At 61.2% G+C, this 21,200-nt stretch carries 20 protein-coding genes and 2 pseudogenes; all 22 read left to right on the forward strand.

All coding sequences use genetic code 11. The features are described from left to right. The 22 genes and pseudogenes from flgF (at position 1) to F3Y30_RS06515 (ending at position 21,057) form a co-directional block, all read left to right on the forward strand. Complete coding sequence (gene flgF, locus F3Y30_RS06410; RefSeq protein WP_203425658.1) at positions 1 to 726, forward strand: flagellar basal-body rod protein FlgF; 726 nt, start codon at positions 1 to 3, stop codon at positions 724 to 726. Between the two features lie 30 nt (positions 727 to 756). After that, positions 757 to 2,157: a flagellar protein export ATPase FliI gene (fliI, locus tag F3Y30_RS06415; protein ID WP_203425659.1), complete on the forward strand. Its 1,401-nt coding sequence runs from the start codon at positions 757 to 759 to the stop codon at positions 2,155 to 2,157. Further along, positions 2,154 to 2,714, forward strand: a complete 561-nt coding sequence (locus tag F3Y30_RS06420) for a flagellar protein (RefSeq protein WP_203426506.1) — start codon at positions 2,154 to 2,156, stop codon at positions 2,712 to 2,714. The genes fliI and F3Y30_RS06420 overlap by 4 nt, the downstream gene beginning before the upstream one ends. A gap of 234 nt (positions 2,715 to 2,948) precedes the next feature. After that, on the forward strand, positions 2,949 to 3,329 hold the full coding sequence (flgB, locus tag F3Y30_RS06425) for a flagellar basal body rod protein FlgB (RefSeq protein WP_203425660.1): 381 nt from the start codon (positions 2,949 to 2,951) through the stop codon (positions 3,327 to 3,329). A 1-nt stretch (position 3,330) separates the two neighbouring features. After that, entirely contained in the window at positions 3,331 to 3,750 is a 420-nt protein-coding gene (gene flgC / locus F3Y30_RS06430; RefSeq protein WP_203425661.1) for a flagellar basal body rod protein FlgC, read from the forward strand. Beyond that, a complete protein-coding gene (locus F3Y30_RS06435; RefSeq protein WP_203425662.1) occupies positions 3,747 to 4,073 on the forward strand; it encodes a flagellar hook-basal body complex protein FliE in 327 nt (108 codons plus the stop codon). The genes flgC and F3Y30_RS06435 overlap by 4 nt, the downstream gene beginning before the upstream one ends. An 11-nt stretch (positions 4,074 to 4,084) precedes the next feature. Next, a complete protein-coding gene (gene flgG / locus F3Y30_RS06440; RefSeq protein ID WP_203425663.1) occupies positions 4,085 to 4,867 on the forward strand; it encodes a flagellar basal-body rod protein FlgG in 783 nt (260 codons plus the stop codon). A 17-nt stretch (positions 4,868 to 4,884) separates the two neighbouring features. Then, positions 4,885 to 5,406, forward strand: coding sequence for a flagellar basal body P-ring formation chaperone FlgA (gene flgA, locus F3Y30_RS06445; RefSeq protein ID WP_203425664.1), 522 nt, complete (start codon positions 4,885 to 4,887; stop codon positions 5,404 to 5,406). 68 nt (positions 5,407 to 5,474) lie between these two features. Next, positions 5,475 to 6,518 (forward strand): annotated as a pseudogene (locus tag F3Y30_RS06450) (flagellar basal body P-ring protein FlgI); the annotation flags it as partial. Further along, the gene (locus tag F3Y30_RS06455) at positions 6,515 to 7,060 is read left to right on the forward strand and encodes a MotE family protein (protein ID WP_203425666.1); all 546 of its coding nucleotides are present in this window, start codon (positions 6,515 to 6,517) and stop codon (positions 7,058 to 7,060) included. The pseudogene F3Y30_RS06450 and the gene F3Y30_RS06455, both read left to right, overlap by 4 nt. Next, positions 7,057 to 7,767: a flagellar basal body L-ring protein FlgH gene (gene flgH, locus F3Y30_RS06460; protein ID WP_203425667.1), complete on the forward strand. Its 711-nt coding sequence runs from the start codon at positions 7,057 to 7,059 to the stop codon at positions 7,765 to 7,767. The genes F3Y30_RS06455 and flgH overlap by 4 nt, the downstream gene beginning before the upstream one ends. 149 nt (positions 7,768 to 7,916) lie before the next feature. Next, on the forward strand, positions 7,917 to 8,435 hold the full coding sequence (locus tag F3Y30_RS06465; RefSeq protein ID WP_203425668.1) for a flagellar basal body-associated FliL family protein: 519 nt from the start codon (positions 7,917 to 7,919) through the stop codon (positions 8,433 to 8,435). After that, complete coding sequence (gene fliP / locus F3Y30_RS06470; protein WP_203425669.1) at positions 8,432 to 9,172, forward strand: flagellar type III secretion system pore protein FliP; 741 nt, start codon at positions 8,432 to 8,434, stop codon at positions 9,170 to 9,172. The genes F3Y30_RS06465 and fliP overlap by 4 nt, the downstream gene beginning before the upstream one ends. 362 nt (positions 9,173 to 9,534) lie before the next feature. Next, the gene (locus tag F3Y30_RS06475; protein ID WP_203425670.1) at positions 9,535 to 10,782 is read left to right on the forward strand and encodes a flagellin; all 1,248 of its coding nucleotides are present in this window, start codon (positions 9,535 to 9,537) and stop codon (positions 10,780 to 10,782) included. Positions 10,783 to 11,197: 415 nt separating this feature from the next. Further along, complete coding sequence (locus F3Y30_RS06480; RefSeq protein ID WP_203425671.1) at positions 11,198 to 12,448, forward strand: flagellin; 1,251 nt, start codon at positions 11,198 to 11,200, stop codon at positions 12,446 to 12,448. Between the two features lie 242 nt (positions 12,449 to 12,690). Then, positions 12,691 to 13,941 (forward strand): flagellin, encoded by a 1,251-nt coding sequence (locus tag F3Y30_RS06485; protein ID WP_203425672.1) that lies wholly within the window; start codon positions 12,691 to 12,693, stop codon positions 13,939 to 13,941. Positions 13,942 to 14,284: 343 nt separating this feature from the next. Beyond that, positions 14,285 to 15,568, forward strand: coding sequence for a flagellin (locus F3Y30_RS06490; protein WP_203425673.1), 1,284 nt, complete (start codon positions 14,285 to 14,287; stop codon positions 15,566 to 15,568). Between the two features lie 307 nt (positions 15,569 to 15,875). Next, positions 15,876 to 16,544: a hypothetical protein gene (locus tag F3Y30_RS06495; RefSeq protein WP_203425674.1), complete on the forward strand. Its 669-nt coding sequence runs from the start codon at positions 15,876 to 15,878 to the stop codon at positions 16,542 to 16,544. Beyond that, entirely contained in the window at positions 16,541 to 17,779 is a 1,239-nt protein-coding gene (locus tag F3Y30_RS06500) for a MotB family protein (RefSeq protein ID WP_203425675.1), read from the forward strand. The genes F3Y30_RS06495 and F3Y30_RS06500 overlap by 4 nt, the downstream gene beginning before the upstream one ends. 3 nt (positions 17,780 to 17,782) lie before the next feature. Continuing rightward, positions 17,783 to 19,134 (forward strand): annotated as a pseudogene (motC, locus tag F3Y30_RS06505) (chemotaxis protein MotC). Beyond that, the gene (locus F3Y30_RS06510; protein ID WP_203425676.1) at positions 19,131 to 20,555 is read left to right on the forward strand and encodes a flagellar hook-length control protein FliK; all 1,425 of its coding nucleotides are present in this window, start codon (positions 19,131 to 19,133) and stop codon (positions 20,553 to 20,555) included. Before motC ends, F3Y30_RS06510 begins: the two are co-directional and overlap by 4 nt. Further along, positions 20,488 to 21,057: a lytic transglycosylase domain-containing protein gene (locus F3Y30_RS06515; RefSeq protein WP_203425677.1), complete on the forward strand. Its 570-nt coding sequence runs from the start codon at positions 20,488 to 20,490 to the stop codon at positions 21,055 to 21,057. The genes F3Y30_RS06510 and F3Y30_RS06515 overlap by 68 nt, the downstream gene beginning before the upstream one ends. Positions 21,058 to 21,200: the final 143 nt, after the last annotated feature.

Genomic DNA, 21,200 nt, shown 5'->3' on the forward strand with positions numbered 1-21,200 from the left:
ATGCAGTCCGGGCTATATGTATCGCTTTCATCCCAGCTCGCCCTGGACCGCCGTCTGACAACGCTTGCCGACAACGTCGCCAATGCGACGACGGTGGGCTTTCGGGCCACCGAGGTGAAGTTCAACCAGGTCGTTTCCGACCAACGGACCGCCGATGTTGCCTTCGTCAACGAGGGCCAGGAATTCATTTCGACCAAGAGCGGTGGTATCACCGAGACCGGTGGCACGCTCGATTTCGCCATCAAGGGAGACGCCTGGTTCTCGGTCGAGACGCCCTCGGGTCCGACACTGACCCGCGATGGTCGCTTCACGCTGACGGATGCAGGCGAACTGGTGACCCTCAACGGCTATCCGGTTCTCGATGCCGGCGGCGGTCCGATCCAGCTCGATCCGCAGGCGGGCAGCATTACGCTCAGCGCCGACGGCCAGCTCAACCAGAACAATCAGCCGGTTGCGGCGATTGGTCTTTTCGAGGCCGATCTTTCCAATGGCTTCGTACGCGCAGGCAACAGTGGCATCATCCCGAACTCGCAGCCCCAGCCGGTCGTGGATCGCGTCGATGCCGGCGTCGTCCAGGGATACATCGAGGAATCGAACGTCAATGCGATGTCCGAGATGACGCAGCTGATCATGGTCACGCGGGCTTTCGAAAACATCGCGAACCTCATCCGCGACAGCGAATCATCTCTCGAAGACGCTGTGAAAACGCTCGGCGGAAGTCAGTAAAACACCATGAACGCAACAGGGGCCAAAGCGATGGAAGCAAAGTCCGGTTCGGACGGCAGCCGCAGGCTGAGCGCGCTGGCGGGGTTGGTGAAACGCTACTCCGATCCCGAGTTCTCCGTCGCTCATGGGGGGCAGGTGCGCACGATCGCGGCCGGAAACTACACTGTTACCGGCCTCTCGCGCCATGTCAGGCTCGGCGAGTTCGTCGCCCACAAGAGCGCCACCGGAATTCATCTCGGCGAAGTCGTCCGCGTTGAGCCCGATGCGATCGTCGTCTGCCCCATCGAGCCGGGTGAACCGATCGGGATTCACGATACGGTCATCCGGAAGGGTGCGTTCCGCGTTGCGCCGACCGCCTCCTGGTGCGGACGAACCATCAACTCGCTTGGCGAACCGATCGATGGGCGCGGCCCGCTGGTTCAGGGTGACGTTCGTCGCTCGATCTCGAACACCGCTCCCCCCTCGATGACGCGCAAGCGCGTCGAGGAAGGGTTTCGGACAGGCGTTCGTGCCATCGATATCTTCGCGCCGCTTTGCCTCGGCCAGCGCCTCGGCATCTTCGCCGGTTCGGGTGTCGGTAAATCGACGCTGCTGTCGATGCTGGCGCGCGCCGACGCCTTCGACAAGGTGGTCATAGCCCTCGTCGGCGAACGCGGTCGTGAAGTACGTGAGTTCATCGAAGACACGCTGGGCGCGAACCTTGCGAAGTCGGTGGCTGTTGTCGCGACCAGCGACGAGAGCCCGATGCTGCGCAAGATGGCGCCGCTGACCGCCGTTACCATTGCCGAACATTTCCGCGACCAGGGGGACAATGTCCTGCTGATCATCGACAGCGTGACCCGCTTTGCGCATGCGATTCGAGAGGTGGCGACCGCTTCCGGCGAGCCTCCGATCGCACGCGGCTACCCGGCTTCCGTCTTCACCGAGCTACCGAGGCTTTTGGAGCGCGCAGGGCCCGGCGCAGAGGGGACCGGAACAATCACCGCGATCCTTTCGATCCTTGTCGACGGCGACAACCACAATGACCCGATCGCCGACTCGACCCGCGGTATTCTGGACGGACACATCGTGCTCGAGCGCAGTCTGGCCGAGGAGGGGCGCTATCCTCCGATCAACCCGCTGTCCTCGATCTCACGTCTGGCCCGCAAGGCCTGGACGCCGGATCAGGAAAAGCTGGTGTCGCGGCTTAAGGCACTCATTCACCGCTTTGAAGAGACTAGGGACCTGCGCCTGATCGGCGGCTACCGCGCCGGCGGCGATCCCGATCTCGACATGGCGATCAAGCAGGTCCCCATCATCTACGACGTGTTGAAACAGATGCCCGGTGAAAAGACCGCGGCGGATGCATTCGCCGATCTCGCCGTCGCGCTCAAGAACGGAGCGGGCAACCAGGGTGGGGCCGCAGCTGGAAATGCGAGACAGAGAGGATAGCCGTGACAGACTTCGACGCGGATGAAAAGGTCAAGGCGCTCCGGCGCGTTCCGGGCAAAAAGCAAAGCCTCGCAGACAGGCTTCTGGTCGGATCCGGGGTGCTGCTTGCGGCAATGGCTGCCTTCTTTCCCTGGTATGTTTTCCTGAATCCCGACCAGTTTTCTGTGCCGCCGCTTTGGAAGGGCAACACGCGCGATCTGCCGGAAACGGCACCCCGCGAAGTCATGAGCGTCTCGCCCGCCGCGATGGTCGACAACGACGACAAGGCGCCTCCTGCGCTGGACACGCTCGCGACAGCGACCGTTTCGGAAGCCGGCCCGGACCGGAAGCTCGGCAAGCCGCTCGATACCGGAGTGGATCAGCCGCTGCCGGTCGAAAGCGGCTTCCGCTTGATGCACGTCGCCAACGGCCGCGCGCTTATCGAGGACGCAAGCGGCATGTACATCGTGCGCGTGGGGTCCACACTGCCGGACAACAGCCGACTCGCCACCCTCGAACAGCGCAACGGTAAGTGGGTCATCGTTACCTCCAACGGCGCCGTCTACGAGCACAAGTAAGCCCGTATTTTCAACGCCGAAGACTTTTGAATGACCGACCGCCCGCCGTGCCCGTCACGGCGGGTTTTTTGTTCGTCGGAGCATGGTTTTAAGGCTCCCGGGCAGGTGGCCTTGCGGCCCGCAAGCCCGTGTTCGCGCGGTTGGGCAGCGCCCTCTTCGGTGTTCCGGCTTTCAGGCAAGTCCCACACAAGATTAGCCCCGTAGGTTCCGCTCAGAACAAGGATGGAGCTTGTCATGCAACCGATTCAACTTTTCGAACTGGCTTCAAAGCAAGCCGAATGGCTTTCAGTGCGCCAGGGCGTGGTTGCGGGCAACATCGCCAACGTCAATACCCCGGCCTACCGGTCGAAGGACGTGACGCCTTTCGAATCCGTCCTTGAAAACACCGGCATCCGCATGGCGGCGACCAATCCCGCTCACTTTACCGAGCCGGGGATGACGAACGAGGTCTTGGAAACCAAGCCGATCGACGGAGTGGGTGTTCAGGAATCGGGAAACACCGTTGGCCTTGCCGAAGAACTCATGAAGCAGGGGCAGGTGAAGCGTGAGTTCGAGTTGAATGCCGGCCTGGTGAAGGCCTTTCATCGCATGATGCTGATGACAGTAAAGGGATAAAATGGATCCGCTTGTAGCTTCAATGAAAGTATCGGCCTCGGGTCTCGAGGCGCAGTCGACACGTATTCGAATTGTGTCCGAGAACCTGGCGAACGCCAGATCGACCGGTGACACGCCAGGCGCCGATCCCTTCCGGCGCAAGACGGTCACCTTCGTCTCCGAGCTCGATCGTGCGAGCGGCGCTTCGATGGTCGAGGTCGAGCGCCTCGGCGTGGACGAGGGCGACTTCACCACCGAGTACGATCCCGGCAATCCGGCCGCCGACGAGAATGGTGTGGTCAAGCTTCCGAACGTCAACATGCTGGTCGAGATGGCGGACATGCGCGAAGCGAACCGCTCCTACGAGGCAAACCTGCAAAGCATCAAGCAATCGCGCGACCTTATCAGCGCGACCATCGACCTTCTGAGGGCATCGCAATGATTGAATCCGTCCAGGGCCTTAGCTCTCTCTTTTCCACGAAGGCGATCTCCGGCGTCACCAGCGAGACCTCGACGAGCACGGCGGTTCAGAGCGGCGCCGAGACCCAGATGAGCTTTGCCCAGGTCATGGGCGACATGGCGACGGACATGGTCGATACGCTGAAGGCCGGCGAAGTGAAGTCGTTCGAAGGAATCCAGGGCAAGGCCAACACGCGTGAAGTGGTCGACGCCGTCATGAACGCCGAGCAGACGCTCCAGACCGCGATCGCCATCCGCGACAAGGTCGTGACCGCCTACCTCGAAGTTGCCCGTATGCAGATCTGAAGGATCGTGAAATGAAAGCTCTTGCCATCGCAGCGACGGGTATGAATGCCCAGCAGACCAATCTAGAGGTCATCGCCAACAACATCGCCAACATCAACACCACGGGCTACAAGCGCGCTCGCGCCGAGTTCTCGGACCTTCTCTACCAGACCGAACGCGCGCAGGGCGTCCCGAACCGTGGCAACCAGGCAATCGTGCCGGAAGGCGCGATTATCGGTCTCGGCGTGAAGACGGCCGCTGTGCGCAACCTGCACATCCAGGGCGAACTGACCAGCACCGGCAACTCCTTCGACGTGGCGCTTGTCGGACGTGGCTGGTTCCAGATCGAGGCGCCGGACGGCTCCACGCTCTACACGCGCTCCGGCGCCTTCAACACCAACGCCGACGGACAGCTGGTCACGCTCGACGGCTATTCCGTCGTTCCCGCGATCACCGTGCCGGCAGATGCGACCGCGGTCACGATCAACCGCTCGGGTCAGGTCTTTGCCACGGTGGATAACCAGCAGCAGGAACTTGGCCAGCTGACGCTTGCCAACTTCGTGAACGAAGCAGGCCTCGAGCCGCTCGGCGACAACCTGTTCCGTGAAACGGACGCATCGGGCCCCGCGAACGTCGGCACGCCGGACGAGGCGGGCTTCGCCTACATGCAGCAGAGCTATCTCGAAGCGTCGAACGTCGATCCGGTCAAGGAAATCACCGACCTGATCTCTGCACAGCGCGCCTACGAGATGAATTCGAAGATCATCCAGGCCGCAGACGAAATGGCAGCCGTGGTCAGCAAGAACCTGAGATAACCGTCGGAGAGTGAAACATGATGTTTCGCCTGAAATCGAAAGCGGCCGGGGACCGGCGCAAGATCATCGGAGGCAAGCTCCGTCGCGCGGCGCTTCTGCTGCCGTTCGCAATTCTTGCTATTCTCCTCGGCCAGGGGGCGGCCTTCGCGGAAGGCCCCCTTGCGGTCGTGCCCAAGCGGATCATCTATCCCGGCGAGGAATTGCAGTCCTCGGCCCTGGAAGAGGTCGAGGTGACCAATCCCAATATCGCGCCGGGCTACGCCCAGAGCATTTCTGCAATCAGCGGGCTCGTGACGAAGAAGACGCTGCTGCCAGGCCGCATCATTCTCGTTTCGACGCTGCGCCAGCCGTATACGGTCTCGCGCGGCTCCAAGGTGCACCTCGTGTTCGAAAGCGGTCCGTTGACGATCACGGCATCGGGAACGCCGCTTCAGGACGCATCGGTCGGTGAACTCATCAAGGTACGCAATACGGATTCCGGCGTCATCCTGTCAGGGACGGTGATGGCGGACGGATCCGTCCACGTGGTGGCAAAATGATTAGAAGAATTCTGTTCCGCCTCGCCGGTCTCGCGGTCGGACTTGCGCTTGCCGCCGGGCCGGCGCTCTCTGCGGCGCGTATCAAGGATGTGGCATCGCTGCAATCCGGGCGGGACAACCAGTTGATCGGCTACGGACTCGTTGTCGGCCTCCAGGGCACGGGCGACAGCCTGAGGGCTGCTCCCTTCACCGACCAGTCCCTGCGGGCAATGCTCGAGAATCTTGGAATTTCGACGCAGGGCGGCGATTCGCGCGTGAAGAACATCGCTGCGGTCGTCGTCACGGCGAACCTCCCGCCTTTTGCAAGCCCCGGTAGTCGCATCGACGTGACGGTCGGATCGCTCGGCGATGCGACCTCGCTTCGCGGCGGAACGCTCGTCATGACCTCGCTTTCCGGTGCCGACGGCCAGATCTATGCCGTCGCCCAGGGCGCGGTCACGGTCACCGGCTTTACTGCGCAGGGCGATGCGGCAACGCTTCAGGACGGCATCACGACTGCCGGTCGCGTCCCGAACGGCGCGATCATAGAGCGAGAGTTGCCGGCCAAGTTCAAGGACACCGCCGAGCTCGTCCTGCAGCTTCGGAACCCGGATTTCTCCACCGCTGTCGGCATGGCTGACGCCATCAACCGCTACGGTGCGGCACAGTATGGCGGGCGGCTCGCCGAGGCGCGCGATTCGCAGGCCGTCTACGTCCGCAAGCCCGCTGCCGCCGATCTTGCGCGGCTGATGGCCGAGGTCGAGAACCTCATCATCGAGACCGACGTGCCGGCTCGCGTCGTCATAAACGAGCGAACCGGGACAATCGTGATCGGCCAGGATGTCCGCATCTCGGAGGTGGCCGTGAGCTTTGGCTCGCTGACCGTGCAGGTTACCGAAATGCCGAAGGTCATCCAGCCGGAACCCTTCTCAAGGGGTGTCACCGCGGTTGAACCGAACACGGACATCCTGCTCCAGCAGGAGAACGCCAAGGTGGCGATCCTCAATGGATCGAACCTGCGCACGCTCGTCGCCGGACTTAACAGTATCGGCGTGAAGCCAGACGGAATCATTTCCATCCTGCAGGGCATCAAGTCCGCAGGTGCTCTCCAGGCAGAATTGGTGCTGCAATGATCGCAAAGCTCCTTCCCCTTCCGTCAATCCGGTCTCTTCTTCGCAGGCTGGCGCTTCCGCTGGCCGGTGCCGTCCTTCTGTCGATCCCGGGCGCATTCGCAGAGGAGCGTCCGGTCATTACGACCACGAAGGCTGCCGGTGACGAGGTTCGCGAGTTCTGCACCAACATCGCGGACGCGGCACGGGACCAGCGTTACCTTCTCCAGAAGAAGGAGCTGGAAGATCTCCAGAAGGAGGTCGACGGCCGCATCCAGACACTTGAACAGCGCCGCGCCGAGTACGAGGATTGGCTCAAGCGCCGAAACGAGTTCCTCAAGGTCGCTGAAGCGAGCCTCGTCGATATCTACAAGAACATGCCTGCCGATGCCGCGGCTGCCCAGCTTGAGCTCATCAGGCCGGAGATCGCATCCGCGATCGTGATGCGCCTTGCGCCGCGCATGTCGAGCCTCATTCTCAGTGAAATGGAAGCGGAAAAGGCGGCCATGTTGACCGCCATCATTGCCAGCGCTTCCGACCCGAACACCTCAAAGGATCCCTCATGAAAAAGATCGTCCCGGCCCTCGTAACGGCCGCCGTGCTTGCGGGATGCTCCAACCAAGCATTGAGGGAAGTCGGCCGTGCGCCGGCTATGAGTCCGATCGGCAGCGGACTGCAGTACGGCCAGACGCCCCAGCTCGCGCTCTATCCGAAGCAGCCGCGCACGGTCATGGCCGGCTACTCGACCTGGAACGACCAGCAGTCGGCGCTGTTCAAGGACGCCCGCGCAATCAATGTCGGCGATATCCTGACGGTCAACATCAAGCTCAACGACGAGGCTTCGTTTGACAACGAAACCGAGCGCAAGCGGACCAATTCGAGCGGCATGAGCTTCGGTATTACCGGGACCGACAGCCACAACGACCTTTCCGCAGACGGCGATCTCAAGTACGGATCGAACACGAACACCAAGGGCGAGGGTACCACCGCACGTTCCGAGAAGCTGACGCTGCTCGTGGCCGCCGTGGTCACCGGAGTGCTCGAGAATGGCAACCTGGTCATCAGCGGTTCGCAGGAAGTTCGCGTGAACCATGAGCTGCGCATCCTGAACGTTGCCGGTGTCGTCAGGCCCAAGGATGTCGATTCCGACAACATGGTCTCCTACGAGCGCATCGCCGAGGCACGCATCTCCTACGGTGGCCGCGGCCGCCTGACGGAAGTTCAGCAGCCGCCATGGGGTCAGCAGCTGGTCGATCTCTTCTCGCCGCTCTGATGCGCGAGGCGCGTCGCACGGTGGAACTTGGAGCAGTCCCGGCACTCGCGTTGAGCGGTCTTGCGTCCGGAACTGCGTCGGAAAACTAGATTGGAGCACGTCCGCGATTCGGAGAAACGCGGAGGTGCTCTAGAAACGGAAGATCCTGGATGGCGGACCAAGAAGAAGCGGGCGCGGAAGCCAAGAAGAAGCCTTCTATCGTCGTGACGATCGGCATCGTCGCAGGCCTGACCGTGGCTGCGATCGGGGGAGGGTGGCTGGTCGGCAACCTCCTGGCTCCCGCGGAACCTGCTGCGGAGCCCGCGGCGGAGGTAGCCGCCGCAGAGGGCGGACATGGCGGCGGCAAGGACGACAAGGAAGGGGTTCCCCACATCTCGACCGAGGCGAACGGCATCGTGCTCCTCGAGCCGATCACCAGCAATCTCGCCTATCCCTCGGACAATCTCGTGCGCATGGAGGTCGCCCTCATGTTCAAGGGACCGCCGGACGTGGCGATGGCCGAGACGATCCACCAGGATATCCTCGCCTACATGCGCACTGTTTCGCTACAGCAGGTCCAGGGACCGCGCGGCTTCCAATATCTCCGGGATGACCTGAAAGAGCGGGTTGACCTCAGATCGGAAGGGCGCGTAACCAACATCATGTTCCGAACCTTTGTGATCGAATGATTCGAGCCTTTCTGACTTTCGTCGCCATGATGGCGATGACCGGCGCCGCAGCGGCGCAACAACTCCCGGCAGACATCCTGAATGCGCCGATCGAGGGTTCTGTCGCGTCCTGGATCATCCGGACGTTCGGGCTGCTCACGGTTCTTTCCGTCGCCCCCGGCATCCTGATCATGGTGACGAGCTTTCCGCGCTTCGTCATCGCCTTCGCGATCCTGCGCTCCGGCATGGGGCTCGGCACGACCCCTTCCAACATGATCCTGGTTTCGCTGGCGCTTTTCATGACCTTCTACGTCATGGCGCCAACGTTCGACACCGCCTGGAAGAACGGCGTCGAGCCGCTGATCGCCAACCAGATCAACGAGACGGAGGCGGCCAAGCGCATAGCGGAGCCGTTCCGCGAGTTCATGACGGCAAATACCCGCGACAAGGACATCGAGCTCTTCATATCGCTGGCCCAGGAGCGCGGTCAGGGCAACATGGTCGAGGACGGCAAGGTCGACCTCAGGGCGGTCGTCCCGGCGTTCATGATTTCCGAGATCCGGCGTGGCTTCGAAATCGGCTTTCTCGTCGTCCTGCCCTTCCTGGTCATTGACCTCATCGTCGCCACGATCACCATGGCGATGGGCATGATGATGCTGCCCCCGACCTCGATCTCCCTGCCATTCAAGATCCTGTTCTTCGTCCTCATCGACGGCTGGAACCTCCTCGTCGGCAGCCTCGTACGCTCCTTCCATTGATGGACGCGGCCCGTCGCGGAATGCGGCGGGCATTGAGGACCTTTGATCCTCCGGATCCCAGCGTCCGACACATAAATCACTGATTCCATTGGATTCGTAATTATGCTTAACGCGCGATGCTCGGCGTCGCAGTATTGTTAAGTATAACCCTCAAGTGATCATTAACCACCTCATCGTGCTCTCTCCTGAGGGGTGGCGCGGGTTAAGCTGTTGGCAAGAAATGGCTGCGAAATTTACCTCACACGACGGGTTTGGTATCCCTTCAAATCTGAAGAAACCGAGTTGGCATGATGCCGAACTGTCGTGACCGGTAAGTAACCCGGTATGTCCCCACTAGTATTTTGTTTAAAGGGACAAGTAAAATGACAAGCGTACTCACGAACACCAATGCAATGGCCGCGCTCTCTACCCTGCGCTCCATCTCTTCCAACCTCGAGACCACGCAGAACCGCATCTCCTCCGGCCTGAAGGTCGAGTCGGCTTCCGACAACGCTGCCTACTGGTCGATCGCGACCACCATGCGTTCGGACAACTCCGCTCTCTCCACGGTCGCCGATGCAATCGGCCTCGGTGCAGCCAAGGTTGACACGGCTTATGCAGGTATGGAATCGGCGATCGACGTCGTCACCGAAATCAAGGCCAAGCTGGTAACGGCGCAGGAATCGTCGGCCGACAAGACGAAGATCCAGGCCGAAATCGACCAGCTGCAGGACCAGCTGACGAGCATCGCAGAATCCGCTTCCTTCTCGGGTGAAAACTGGCTGCAGGCCGACATCAACACCGCTAGCGTTACCAAGAGCGTCGTTGGTTCCTTCGTCCGTGACTCCTCGGGCAGCGTTTCTGTCAAGAAGGTCGACTACACGCTGGACAGCTCCACGGTTCTCTTCGACGAAGGCGCTGATGCGACGACTGGTTACGGCAAGGGCATTCTCGACAGCGAGGCGCTCTTCACCGGTACCGACGGCATCACGGTTACGATCAGCGTAAACGGCATCGAGTCGGACGAAGCGGTCAAGGGCTACAGCACCGACGAGCTGATGGCGACGACCGGCATGACGTTCACGGACGACGGCGACCAGAAGGTAGCCACGGACGGCACGGACACCTATCTGCAGGTTGACGGCGAGAAGTGGGCCAAGCTGACCACCACCGCTCCGACGACCGGCCAGGCCATTGCCTACAACGACGGCACGACCGACTACTACATCGACACCGGCGAAACGCCGACGAACGTCACCAGTGCAAACGCAGGCTTCACGGTCTACGATCTCGACATCACGGATCTGGCCACCGTTGCCTCCAACATGGGCGGCAGCTTCACCGAAGACGACGCTCTGGACTTCATGATCCAGTTCGTCGACGACGCGCTCTCCACCATGACCAGCGCTGCTGCTGACCTCGGTTCGGTCTCTGGCCGTATCGACATGCAGGAAGAGTTCATCTCCAGCCTGAGCGACTCGCTCGAGAGCGGTATCGGCCGTCTCGTAGACGCCGACATGAACGAGGAATCGACCCGCCTGCAGGCTCTGCAGACGCAGCAGAGCCTCGCCATCCAGGCACTCTCGATCGCCAACAGCGACTCGCAGAACGTCCTGCAGCTGTTCCGCTAAGAAAAACGCCCATAGCCTTTCGGGGCTAAGGGCAACTAACTCCCCGCCTGCAGCAAGGAGGCTGACCGGGCTGAAGGCGGGAGCAGGAATACTGGTGATCGCGGCGAGGAGGCTGACCGAGCTGCATGATCGTCATCAAGGGATAGGGCCGTACCGGAAGCGGGTGCGGCCTTATTCTTTTTTTAAACTTCCTGTGGCACGCGCGCGCACGCATAGGCTGCAGAAAAAACTGGTGATGCAACCATTTTTGCTTTCGTTTAGATGTTCGTTAACCATCAGGGGATTAGCTAAGCCCATCGAAACGACGGGTTGACCCAAGAGCTTAACCGGTTGGCAAGCATGACGCTGACCGTCGTTCGCCGGCACCAGGCCGGAGTGTCCCTTCCTTAATCAGCCATTCAAGGGGCAACACCAAATGACGAGCATTCTCACCAACACCGCAGCCATGGGCGCACTCGCAACCCTGCGGTCCATCAACTCCGGTCTCGAAGAAACCCAGAACCGCGTTTCTTCCGGCCTGCGCGTCGACTCGGCGTCCGACAACGCTGCCTACTGGTCGATCGCAACCACCATGCGTTCTGACAACTCGGCACTCGCTGCCGTCGAAGATGCAATCGGCCTCGGTGCCGCCAAGGTCGACACAGCCTATGCGGGCATGGAGTCGGCGATCGACGTCGTCACCGAGATCAAGGCAAAGCTTGTTGCCGCCACTGAAGACGGCGTTGACAAGGCAAAGGTTCAGGAAGAAATCGACCAGCTGCAGGACCAGCTGACGAGCATCGCAGAATCCGCCGCATTCTCCGGCGAAAACTGGATCCAGGCAGACATCACTACCACCGGTAGCGTCACCAAGAGCGTTGTAAGCTCGTTCGTCCGTGACTCCTCGGGCAGCGTTTCTGTCAAGAAGGTCGACTACACGCTGGACAGCTCAACGGTTCTCTTCGACGAAGGCGCAAACGCGACGACCGGCTACGGCGCCGGCATTCTCGACAGCGAGGCACTCTTCACCGGTACCGACGGCATCACGGTCTCGATCAGCGTGAACGGCATCGAGTCGGACGAAGCGGTCAAGGGCTACAGCACCGACGAACTGATGGCGTTGACCGGCATGACGTTCACGGCCAGCGGCAGCCAGACGGTTGCAACTGATGGTACGGATAGCTACCTGCAGGTCGATGGCGAAAAGTGGGTCCTGTTGACCACCACTGCTCCGACGACCGGCCAATCCGTTGCCTACAACGACGGCACGACCGACTACTTCGTCGACACCGGCAACACCCCGACGAACGTCACGAGCGCGAACGCAGGCTTCTCGGTCTACGATCTCGACATCACCGACCTGGCGACCGTCGCCACCGCCATGGGCGGCAGCTTCACCGAGGAAGACGCTCTGGACTTCATGATCCAGTTCGTCGACACGGCGCTCTCCACCATGACCAGCGCTGCTGCTGACCTCGGCTCGATCTCCACGCGCATCGACCTTCAGGAAGAGTTCATCTCCAGCCTGACCGACTCGATCGACTCCGGCGTCGGCCGTCTCGTAGACGCTGACATGAACGAGGAATCGACCCGCCTGTCCGCTCTGCAGACGCAGCAGAGCCTCGCCATCCAGGCACTGTCGATCGCGAACTCCTCGTCGGAAAACATCCTGCAGCTGTTCCGTTAATCATCGCCGCAAGGCAACTAAACTGAACTGGAGGCCGCGCCCTATTTTGGGCGCGGCCTTTCTTTTTCGTTAACTGGGTATCAACGGTTTACCAACTGTTAACCTTCTTTAAGTTATCTGGTGCCATCGCAACGATGGGTTAACCAAGACGAAGAAGTGGTTAACGGGCATCAGGCCAGATCATCGTTCCCGGCGAAACCGGGATGTCCCTTTTTCAATCAGCCATTCAAGGGGCAAGAAATATGACCAGCATTTTGACCAACACCGCAGCCATGGCCGCTCTGCAGACCTTGCGCTCGATTGACTCAAGCCTCGAAGACACACAAGCGCGCGTTTCATCCGGTCTGCGCGTCGCGACCGCATCCGACAACGCTGCCTACTGGTCGATCGCGACCACCATGCGTTCCGACAATGCCGCCCTTTCCTCCGTCCAGGATGCCCTCGGTCTCGGTGGCGCCAAGGTAGACACGGCATATGCCGCGATGGAATCGGTCGTGGACGTTGTCGAAGAAATCAAATCGAAGCTCGTCGCAGCTACCGAAGCGGGCGTCGACAAGGAGAAGATCCAGGAGGAAATCGACCAGCTGCAGGATCAGCTGAAGAGCATTTCCGAATCCGCTTCCTTCTCCGGTGAGAACTGGCTGCAGGCCGACATCAGCGGCGGCAGCGTGACCAAGACTGTCGTCGGTTCGTTCGTCCGCGACTCCTCCGGCATGGTCTCGGTCAAGACTGTGGACTACACGCTGGACAGCAGCACGGTTCTCTTCGACGAAGGTGCCGATGCGACGACCGGCTACGGCGCCGGCATTCTCGACAGCGAGGCACTCTTCACCGGTACCGACGGCATCACGGTCACGATCAGCGTGAACGGTATCGACTCCGACGTAGCGGTCAAGGCCTACAGCACCGACGAATTGATGATGTCGGCCGGCATGACGTTCGCAACCAGTGGTTCGCAGACGGTCGCCACCGATGGCACGGATACTTATCTGCAGGTCGATAGCGAGAAGTGGGTCAAGCTGACCACCACCGCTCCCACGACCGGACAGGCCATTGCCTATAACGACGGCACCACCGACTACTACGTCGACACCGCCAACACCCCGACGAGCGTCACCAATGCCAATGTAGGTTTCTCGGTCTACGACCTGGACATCACCGACCTGGGCACGATCGCCTCCAACATGGGCGGCAGCTTCACCGAGGACGACGCCCTGGAGTTCATGATCCAGTACGTCGACCAGCAGCTCGAGGCGGTCATCAGCGCCACCTCCGCGCTCGGCTCGATCTCCACCCGCATCGACCTTCAGGAAGAGTTCATCTCCAGCCTGACCGACTCGATCGACTCCGGCGTCGGCCGTCTCGTGGACGCCGACATGAACGAGGAATCGACACGCCTGTCGGCCCTTCAGACCCAGCAGCAGCTCGCCATCCAGTCGCTGTCGATCGCCAATTCCAATTCCGAGAATATCCTGTCGCTCTTCCGTCAGTAAGCGGCGCCCTTGGCTAGGGGCGACTTCGTCCCGCCCTGACTGGCGCAGGAAATCCGGAAAGAGAAACCGCACCTCGCAAGGGGTGCGGTTTTTCGTATTTGCTGTTGGCGCAACAGCGATGCGTTCGTTCATGCGGGAAGAATAATTTACGTTTTCTTCATTTTTCCTAATGGGGGCAGCCCGGCGTTAACCATTTGTTAACTATTTCAGCGTTAACCCTTTATTAAGGAAGACGGACTTCGACCCAGGGCAAACAGTTGGTCGAAGAGCGCATGACGCGGCTCCGTCGTCGCCGGTTTTTTCACTCCGGCCTGCAAATCCTTAACAATCGGGACAGTTGCCAATGACCAGCATCTTGACCAATGGCGCCGCCATGGCGGCGTTGCAGACGCTTCGCGCCATCGACAGTGACCTGGAAACGACCCAGGCGCGGGTTTCCTCCGGCTATAAGGTCGAAACCGCCGCAGACAATGCCGCTTACTGGTCGATCGCGACGACCATGCGATCCGACAACCGCGCGCTTTCGACCGTGCAGGACGCCCTCGGCCTCGGCGCCGCGAAGGTCGATACCGCCTATGCCGCCATGGAAAGCGCGATCGAGGTCGTGACCGAAATCAAGGCGAAACTGGTGGCCGCTTACGGCGTCGGAGCCGACCGCGAGAAGATCCAGGACGAAATCGCGCAGCTGCAGGACCAGCTCGCCAGCATCTCCGAATCAGCCTCCTTCTCCGGTGAGAACTGGCTGCAGGATTCGATCAGTGACGGCGGTTCTCCTGCAGTCGAGAACCCGCTTGTCAAACAGGTCGTCGCCTCCTTCATCCGCACCTCCTCCGGTCAGGTCGCCGTCAAGACCGTCGACTACTCCCTAAACTCGAGTACCGTCCTGTTTGACCTCAGCGGCGGCAAGCTCGGCATCCTCGATTCGGAGATGGCATTCGTTTCCGACACAGAAACCACCGTATCGGTCACCACCGATGACGGCGCGGGAACGGTCACGACGGCCAAGTACGCGGCAACGACCTACTCCGATGCCGATCTCGCTGCACTTGGAACGACCAACAACAGCGCCGATTCCAACCTCTGGGACGACGGCACGAATCTTTTCTATCGCGTCGACACCGACACGTGGGTCGCCGTCACGGATACGGATCCGGCGACCGCTCCGGCAACGACGACGCCCGCCTACAGCTCGGGCGGAACCGACTACTACTTCTCGGTCAGCTCTACGGGCGCGCTTTCGAACCGCAACCTCGGCGTATCCGTTTCGACGTTGGACATTACCAATCTCAGTGGTCTCGCGACCGCAATGGAAGCGATGACGGGCGAGACCTATGAGGACGAGGACGTTCTCGACGTGCTCACCCAGTATCTCGACACACAGCTGCTTGCCATGACCAGCGCTGCATCGGGCCTCGGCTCGATCCAGAGCCGCATCGAGATGCAGGAGAGCTTCATCGCGACCCTGACGGACACGATCGACGAGGGCATCGGCCGCTTGGTGGATGCGGACATGAACGAGGAATCGACAAGACTGCAGGCGCTCCAGACCCAGCAGCAGCTCGGCATCCAGTCGCTCTCGATCGCCAACACCAACTCGCAGAACATCCTGCAGCTGTTCCAGAACTAAGGCTGGAACCTTTCCTCTCCGCCGGACCGCGGTCATCGGCTCCCGGCACGAGCGTTGGGTCGCACTATTTGCCCTGGTGCGACCCAACACCTTCATCCTCGCACAAGTTTGGCCGCCTAGTTTCGTCGCTGCAGTCAGGAAGATTGTGCGCCTTCCCTTCGCGAAGAAAGCGCAACGTCCAAGGAGACATGTCAGCGGTGTTGTCAGGTACGAGCGTATCCCATCTTCGGTCCAACAGGAGCCCGCGGTCTTGCCGGCGGGTTTTCGGCTGGCAGCGCCTTTCCGCACAGGCTCCGGAGGTTGGACGATGAACACGCAGATTGCGCGCTACCTCAAGGATTTCGGCGCTGCCGAGCGCAGGGCGCCGAACTTGTTCCGCTCGCCGTCCTTTGGCGCAGACGACACGAGCGTTGCCGTGCGGGAGACGATGTCTCTGCCGGCGCCCGAGCCGAGGATCGACGTCGCGGCGGAGCGCGCCGAAGCCCACGCCGACGGCAAGGCTGCCGGGCGCACGGAAGCCGAAGCCGAGCTTTCCGCCGCCCATGCCGCAGAACTTGCGGCGCTGAAGGAAGAACACAAGGCAGAGATAGAGACGATGCGGCGGCGCTACGAGAAGGAGTATGCCGCAGCACTCGCCGAACGATTTACCACGATGACTGCGAAGCTCTCGGACCTCGTTTCCACCCAGGCGGCACACGTCCTGGCCCCGGTGATGGACGAAGTGCTCGAGAAAAAGGCTATCGCCGACATGGCGAAGATGATCGCCGAGGGTCTGCAGGCCGGCGAGGGCCTGACGGTGACGGTAAAGGGCCCCGCTCGCCTCTTCGGGGCATTGATATCGCATTTTGGCTCGGATGTGCCGGCTTTCCGGCATGTCGAGGCAGAGGATTTGGATCTGACGGTCGAATTCGGCGAGACCATCCTGGTGACACGGATGGCCGCCTGGGCAGACACCGTTCGTAAGGTGCTGGCATGAGTGAAGGCGAAAATCATCATCACGGTAAGAACGAGATCATCATCATCAAGCGACATGGTGATCACGATGGCGACCATCATTCGGCTGCCTGGAAAATTGCCTATGCCGACTTCATGACCGCCATGATGGCCTTCTTCCTGGTGATGTGGCTCGTCAACGCCGCGAACGAGGAGACGAAGGCTTCAATTGCCTCCTATTTCAATCCGATCAAGCTGACCGACGACAAGCCGGCCAACAAGTCGGTGCAGAAGCCGGGCAAGGATGCCGAAGGGGAGAACACCGAGGACAAGTCCAAGGAGCAGGGCGACAAGAAGGCCGAAGGCAACGGCGCCGAAATGGGCAAGGACCAGAGCGCCACCGCCGGCGAGGAAACGAAATACTCGGAGGCTAACTACTTCGAGAACCCCTATTCCGTTCTCTCGGAGATCGCTCAGGAGGTCGGTCAGCAGGCGAATGTCAGCGCCAAGGGTGACGGCGGCGCGGCAGACGCCGGGCCGGCGACCGGTGCCGATGGAGGCGAGGCCTATCGCGATCCATTCGATCCCGACTTCTGGACGCAGCAGGTCGAGATAAGCCAGGCAACGAGCGCAGGCAGCGAAGGCTCGCCGCAGCCTGAATCCACTGCCGCGAAATCCGCCGACGCGGCCGAGAAGGACGTGGCCGACAAGGAAGTAGCCGAGGCAGCAGCGCCCAAGGACGGCGAGTTGCCGAAGGAAGACAAGGCTGCTTCTGCCGCCGAAGTGGCCGAAAAAGCCGCAAAGGACAAAAAGGAAGCGAAGGACGCCGAGGAGCTCAAGAAGGAGATCGAGGCGTCCATCGGAGCCGTCGGCAAGCTCGCGGAAGGGTTGACGGTCACGCCGGCGGAGGGCGGACTGCTCGTGAGCCTGACGGACCAGCTCGATACGCCCATGTTCAATGTTGGCTCCGCGCTCCCGCGCAAGGAGATGGTCCTCGCTATGGAGAAGATCGGCAAGATCCTCGCGGAGAGGAAGGGCGCGATCGCGATCCGGGGCCATACTGACGCACGGCCCTTCAAGGGCGGAAGCTATGACAACTGGCGTCTCTCCACGGCGCGCGCGCAAAGCGCCTACTACATGCTGGTGCGCGGTGGGCTCGAAGAAGCCCGCGTCAGCCAGGTCACCGGCTTCGCGGACCGCCGCCTGAAGGTGCCGGACAATCCGTTGGCCGACCAGAACCGGCGAATTGAAATCCTCATTCAGTCTGACGAGGGCTAATGGATGAGAGGCACACGCCGCCTGAAATCTGCTCTCATCGTCGTCGCGGCCGGACTTTCCGCCGCGACGCCGGCGCGTTCGCAGGGCGAGGATGATCTCGCGCCGTACAAGATGATCCGCTCTCTGCAATATGTGCAGGATACGGTCGTGCTCGGCGATCATTCGGCCATGGAAATGCAGCGTTTCCTCATTTCGACGATCGATGAGCGGTTGCGCACGGCCGACCCCTCGATCTTTCGGGATCCACGTAACGTCGATGCGGCATTGGTCTACGCCATGAGCGGGGGAAATCCCGAGACGCTCGACATTCTCGCAAAGAATGACATCGCCGGGCACTTCGACAGCCGCATCACGGATGCGATCCGGAGCTATCTGGGCGGCCGCGGATCCGTAACCTCGAAGTCGCTGGCTGAGACATTCCCTGAATACAAGCAGTCTCCGATCGGCGCCTATCTCGCGCTCGTATCGGCCAATTCGGTCATCCGCAAAGATCCGGCGCTCGCACTCAAATACTTCGACTGGGCCCGCCTTACCGCGCCGGGAACCATCGTGGAGGAGGCTGCGGTGCGGCGTTCCATCTATGCTGCGACGAATGCGGGCTGGTCCGACAAGGCGCTCGCCTACTCGAACCGCTATGCGCGGCGCTTCCTGCACTCGCCTTACGCCAGCCAATTCGCGGATCTCTTCGTCAAGCTCTCGGTCGACAATTTCGAGAAGATGAAAGAGGAGGACATCCTCGAGGTTCTGTCCTTCATGGATTCGCCGCGGCGACGGGAAATCTATCTGCGCATGGCCAGGCTCGCCGCCATCTCGGGAAAGAACAGGCTCGCAACGCTCTCGGCCGAGAGGGCGCACGAGCTGGCGGAAGACGGGGAAGGGGTGCCCAAGGCACTTGCCGATCTCTACTCGGGTCTCGCGACGGTCTCGTCCGCCGATGTCAGCCAGGCGATGGAAACCATTATCTCCATTCCCGACGAGAAACTCTCGACGAAGGACCGCGCACTCAAGGCCGCCGCTAGGGCGGTTGCCGAACAGGTGCTGCGCGAACCGGTGGCCGAAGAAGACCAGGCCGCCGAGGAAAGTCCGGAATTGCTGGTAGACCCGAACCTGGGGAAGGGCTGACCGAGGCCGAACTGGAGGATCAGAGGATGGATCCCCGAGCAGGAGGCAGCGCAGTCGCGGCGAAGGGGGACGACGGTCGCAATGCTCCCAAAGCTGAAGATGGACAGAAGGCAGAGGCCGCCGCGTCGGCGGCGGGCGGGACCGAACGCGATCCCGCCTTCGATGGCTTTCTGGCGACCGGCAGATCGAAGCTAGAGGAAATCGATTCGCTCCTGAAAGGAGAAGGCAGTTGACCCAGATTGATAGTGGGATTTTGGCGTTGGCCACCGGTAAGCCGGTGGTGACGAAAGGAAACACCGATCAGACCGACGGGGAAGGCAGCACCGCGTCCGACGGCAAGGGCTTTGCAGAAACCTTCGCGAGTGTTTCCGGCGATGGCGAGCGCAAGAGCCGCGGCAGGTTGGACCTGAATCAGGGGGAGACGGCTGTGGACACGACGACGTCAGGCATTGGCGACAAGCTTTCTCTCTCCAGATTGGGGCTCGGCGCTCTGGGAACCCAGGCCAGCGGCAGCGAGGGTGCCACGGAAGAGACCACAGAACAGTTTACGCTCGGCACTGACGCAGAAGAGAAAGCCGGCCGGACCAAGGTCGGAAGCGAGTTCTCCAAGCTGATTGGCAAGGCGCAAAACGCAACTGGTGCGACCGGCGAAAAGAGCGTCGAGGAGGACGGCGAGAGCGATGCGACAGACGCTTCCACCTCGACGGATGTCGACCAGTTGTTGACGATGCTGTCAGGAACGGCTTCGGGTGAGCAGCAGGCAAGCCTGCTCGCCGGTGCCGCCCAAGGAGTCCTCGGCCAGGCAACGGCGAAGGGAGGCACTTCGGACAGAGGTGACCTGTCCGAGCGCAAGGTGTCGAAGACGGAGCAGAAGACGAGCGCGACAACGACCGCGGATGTGGCGGAGAGTGCCTCCGATGCTGCCGAACAGGTCGAGGCAGAACCATCCGAGACGGACAAGATCTTCCGGCTGATCCGCGCGGACGGCAAGGGCCGCGAGATGGAACTCGGCATTTCGGGCGATGGCGAGACCGCGACCATCCGCGATGCCAACGCCGCGACGACCGCAAAATCCGATGCCGTTACCGTGATCGAATCCCGGCGCTACCTCGGCCTCGCGCAAAGCAGCAATTCGGCCGCAGTGACGGCAGCGATCGCGCAGGATCCCGATTGGGCAGCGCAGATGACGTCCGCCAGTGGCCTCGATTCCTCGGCGACGGGCACGACCGTCAACACGCTGAAGATCCAGATGAGCCCGATCGACCTTGGCCTCGTGACCGCGACGCTGCGCCTCTCGGGCGACGAGTTGGTGGTCTCGCTGCAGGTCGAGACCGGAGAAGCCTACCGTCAATTGACGGACGACCAGGATCAGATCGTCAAGGCCCTGCGGTCGCATGGTTTCGCCGTGGATCAGGTCAGCATTCAGTTCACGCCAACGGACAAGGGTGCGTCCGGTGGGCAGCAGGGCAACAGTCAGTCGCAACCGCAGTTCACCGGCCAGCAGCAGCAGCCGGGTGATGGCCGCAGCGGGCAGCAGAGCGGAAGCCAGCAAGGCTCGTCGACGTGGAATTCAAGGGGAGGGGCGAATGATCAGGGCTCGGCGCAGGCTATTGCTGGCACTCAGTCTCAGCAGCCTGGCGGCGTTTACCTCTAGCGCGAGCGCATCGGTTGGTGCGTGCGAACGCGAGATCATCGCGGCTGCCAGAAAATACGACATACCGCCCGGCATTCTCTATTCGGTCGGTCTCACGGAGACGGGCGTAAAGGGCTCCCTGCAGCCCTATGCGCTCAACATCGAAGGCAAGGCCTTCTTTGCCGGCAGCTCCCAAGAGGCACTCCGCGCGTTCCAGAAGGCGCGTGCGGGAGGTGCCAAGCTCATCGATCTGGGCTGCATGCAGATAAACCATCACTTTCACGGCGATCAATTCGCATCGCCGGCCGAAATGCTGGACCCTAGGCGAAATGTGGAGTATGCGGCTGCTTTCCTCTCAAGGCTCCATGCTCGCCATGAGACATGGACGATGGCCGTCGCACGCTATCACGCGGGACCGAACAACGATCCCGCGCAGAAGAAGTACGTCTGTCGGGTGATCGCAAATCTCGTTGCGACCGGCTATGGGAACTGGACCGCGAACGCTCGCAAGTTCTGCCAGTAATACAACCTAAAATTGAAAATCAGAAACGTTGTTGCGCCGCAACATAATGTGGCGAGAAAATGGGCTCATTGTGGCGGGCAAGGGTGCGTCCGGGAATTCGTTAACTTTTCCACGAGAAAATAGTGTCATAGTTAACGCGACCT

The organism is Sinorhizobium sp. BG8 (genome assembly GCF_016864555.1).
Classification (GTDB): Bacteria; Pseudomonadota; Alphaproteobacteria; order Rhizobiales; family Rhizobiaceae; genus BG8.

Coding starts and splice junctions, on each gene's coding strand:
- F3Y30_RS06465 (WP_203425668.1), top strand. CDS start 7,917: ATGGCGGACCAAGAAGAAGCGGGCGCGGAAGCCAAGAAGAAGCCTTCT.
- F3Y30_RS06435 (WP_203425662.1), top strand. CDS start 3,747: ATGATTGAATCCGTCCAGGGCCTTAGCTCTCTCTTTTCCACGAAGGCG.
- F3Y30_RS06500 (WP_203425675.1), top strand. CDS start 16,541: ATGAGTGAAGGCGAAAATCATCATCACGGTAAGAACGAGATCATCATC.
- flgA (WP_203425664.1), top strand. CDS start 4,885: ATGATGTTTCGCCTGAAATCGAAAGCGGCCGGGGACCGGCGCAAGATC.
- flgG (WP_203425663.1), top strand. CDS start 4,085: ATGAAAGCTCTTGCCATCGCAGCGACGGGTATGAATGCCCAGCAGACC.
- F3Y30_RS06455 (WP_203425666.1), top strand. CDS start 6,515: ATGATCGCAAAGCTCCTTCCCCTTCCGTCAATCCGGTCTCTTCTTCGC.
- fliP (WP_203425669.1), top strand. CDS start 8,432: ATGATTCGAGCCTTTCTGACTTTCGTCGCCATGATGGCGATGACCGGC.
- F3Y30_RS06480 (WP_203425671.1), top strand. CDS start 11,198: ATGACGAGCATTCTCACCAACACCGCAGCCATGGGCGCACTCGCAACC.
- F3Y30_RS06515 (WP_203425677.1), top strand. CDS start 20,488: ATGATCAGGGCTCGGCGCAGGCTATTGCTGGCACTCAGTCTCAGCAGC.
- flgF (WP_203425658.1), top strand. CDS start 1: ATGCAGTCCGGGCTATATGTATCGCTTTCATCCCAGCTCGCCCTGGAC.
- flgB (WP_203425660.1), top strand. CDS start 2,949: ATGCAACCGATTCAACTTTTCGAACTGGCTTCAAAGCAAGCCGAATGG.
- F3Y30_RS06490 (WP_203425673.1), top strand. CDS start 14,285: ATGACCAGCATCTTGACCAATGGCGCCGCCATGGCGGCGTTGCAGACG.
- F3Y30_RS06495 (WP_203425674.1), top strand. CDS start 15,876: ATGAACACGCAGATTGCGCGCTACCTCAAGGATTTCGGCGCTGCCGAG.
- fliI (WP_203425659.1), top strand. CDS start 757: ATGGAAGCAAAGTCCGGTTCGGACGGCAGCCGCAGGCTGAGCGCGCTG.
- F3Y30_RS06485 (WP_203425672.1), top strand. CDS start 12,691: ATGACCAGCATTTTGACCAACACCGCAGCCATGGCCGCTCTGCAGACC.
- F3Y30_RS06475 (WP_203425670.1), top strand. CDS start 9,535: ATGACAAGCGTACTCACGAACACCAATGCAATGGCCGCGCTCTCTACC.
- flgH (WP_203425667.1), top strand. CDS start 7,057: ATGAAAAAGATCGTCCCGGCCCTCGTAACGGCCGCCGTGCTTGCGGGA.
- flgC (WP_203425661.1), top strand. CDS start 3,331: ATGGATCCGCTTGTAGCTTCAATGAAAGTATCGGCCTCGGGTCTCGAG.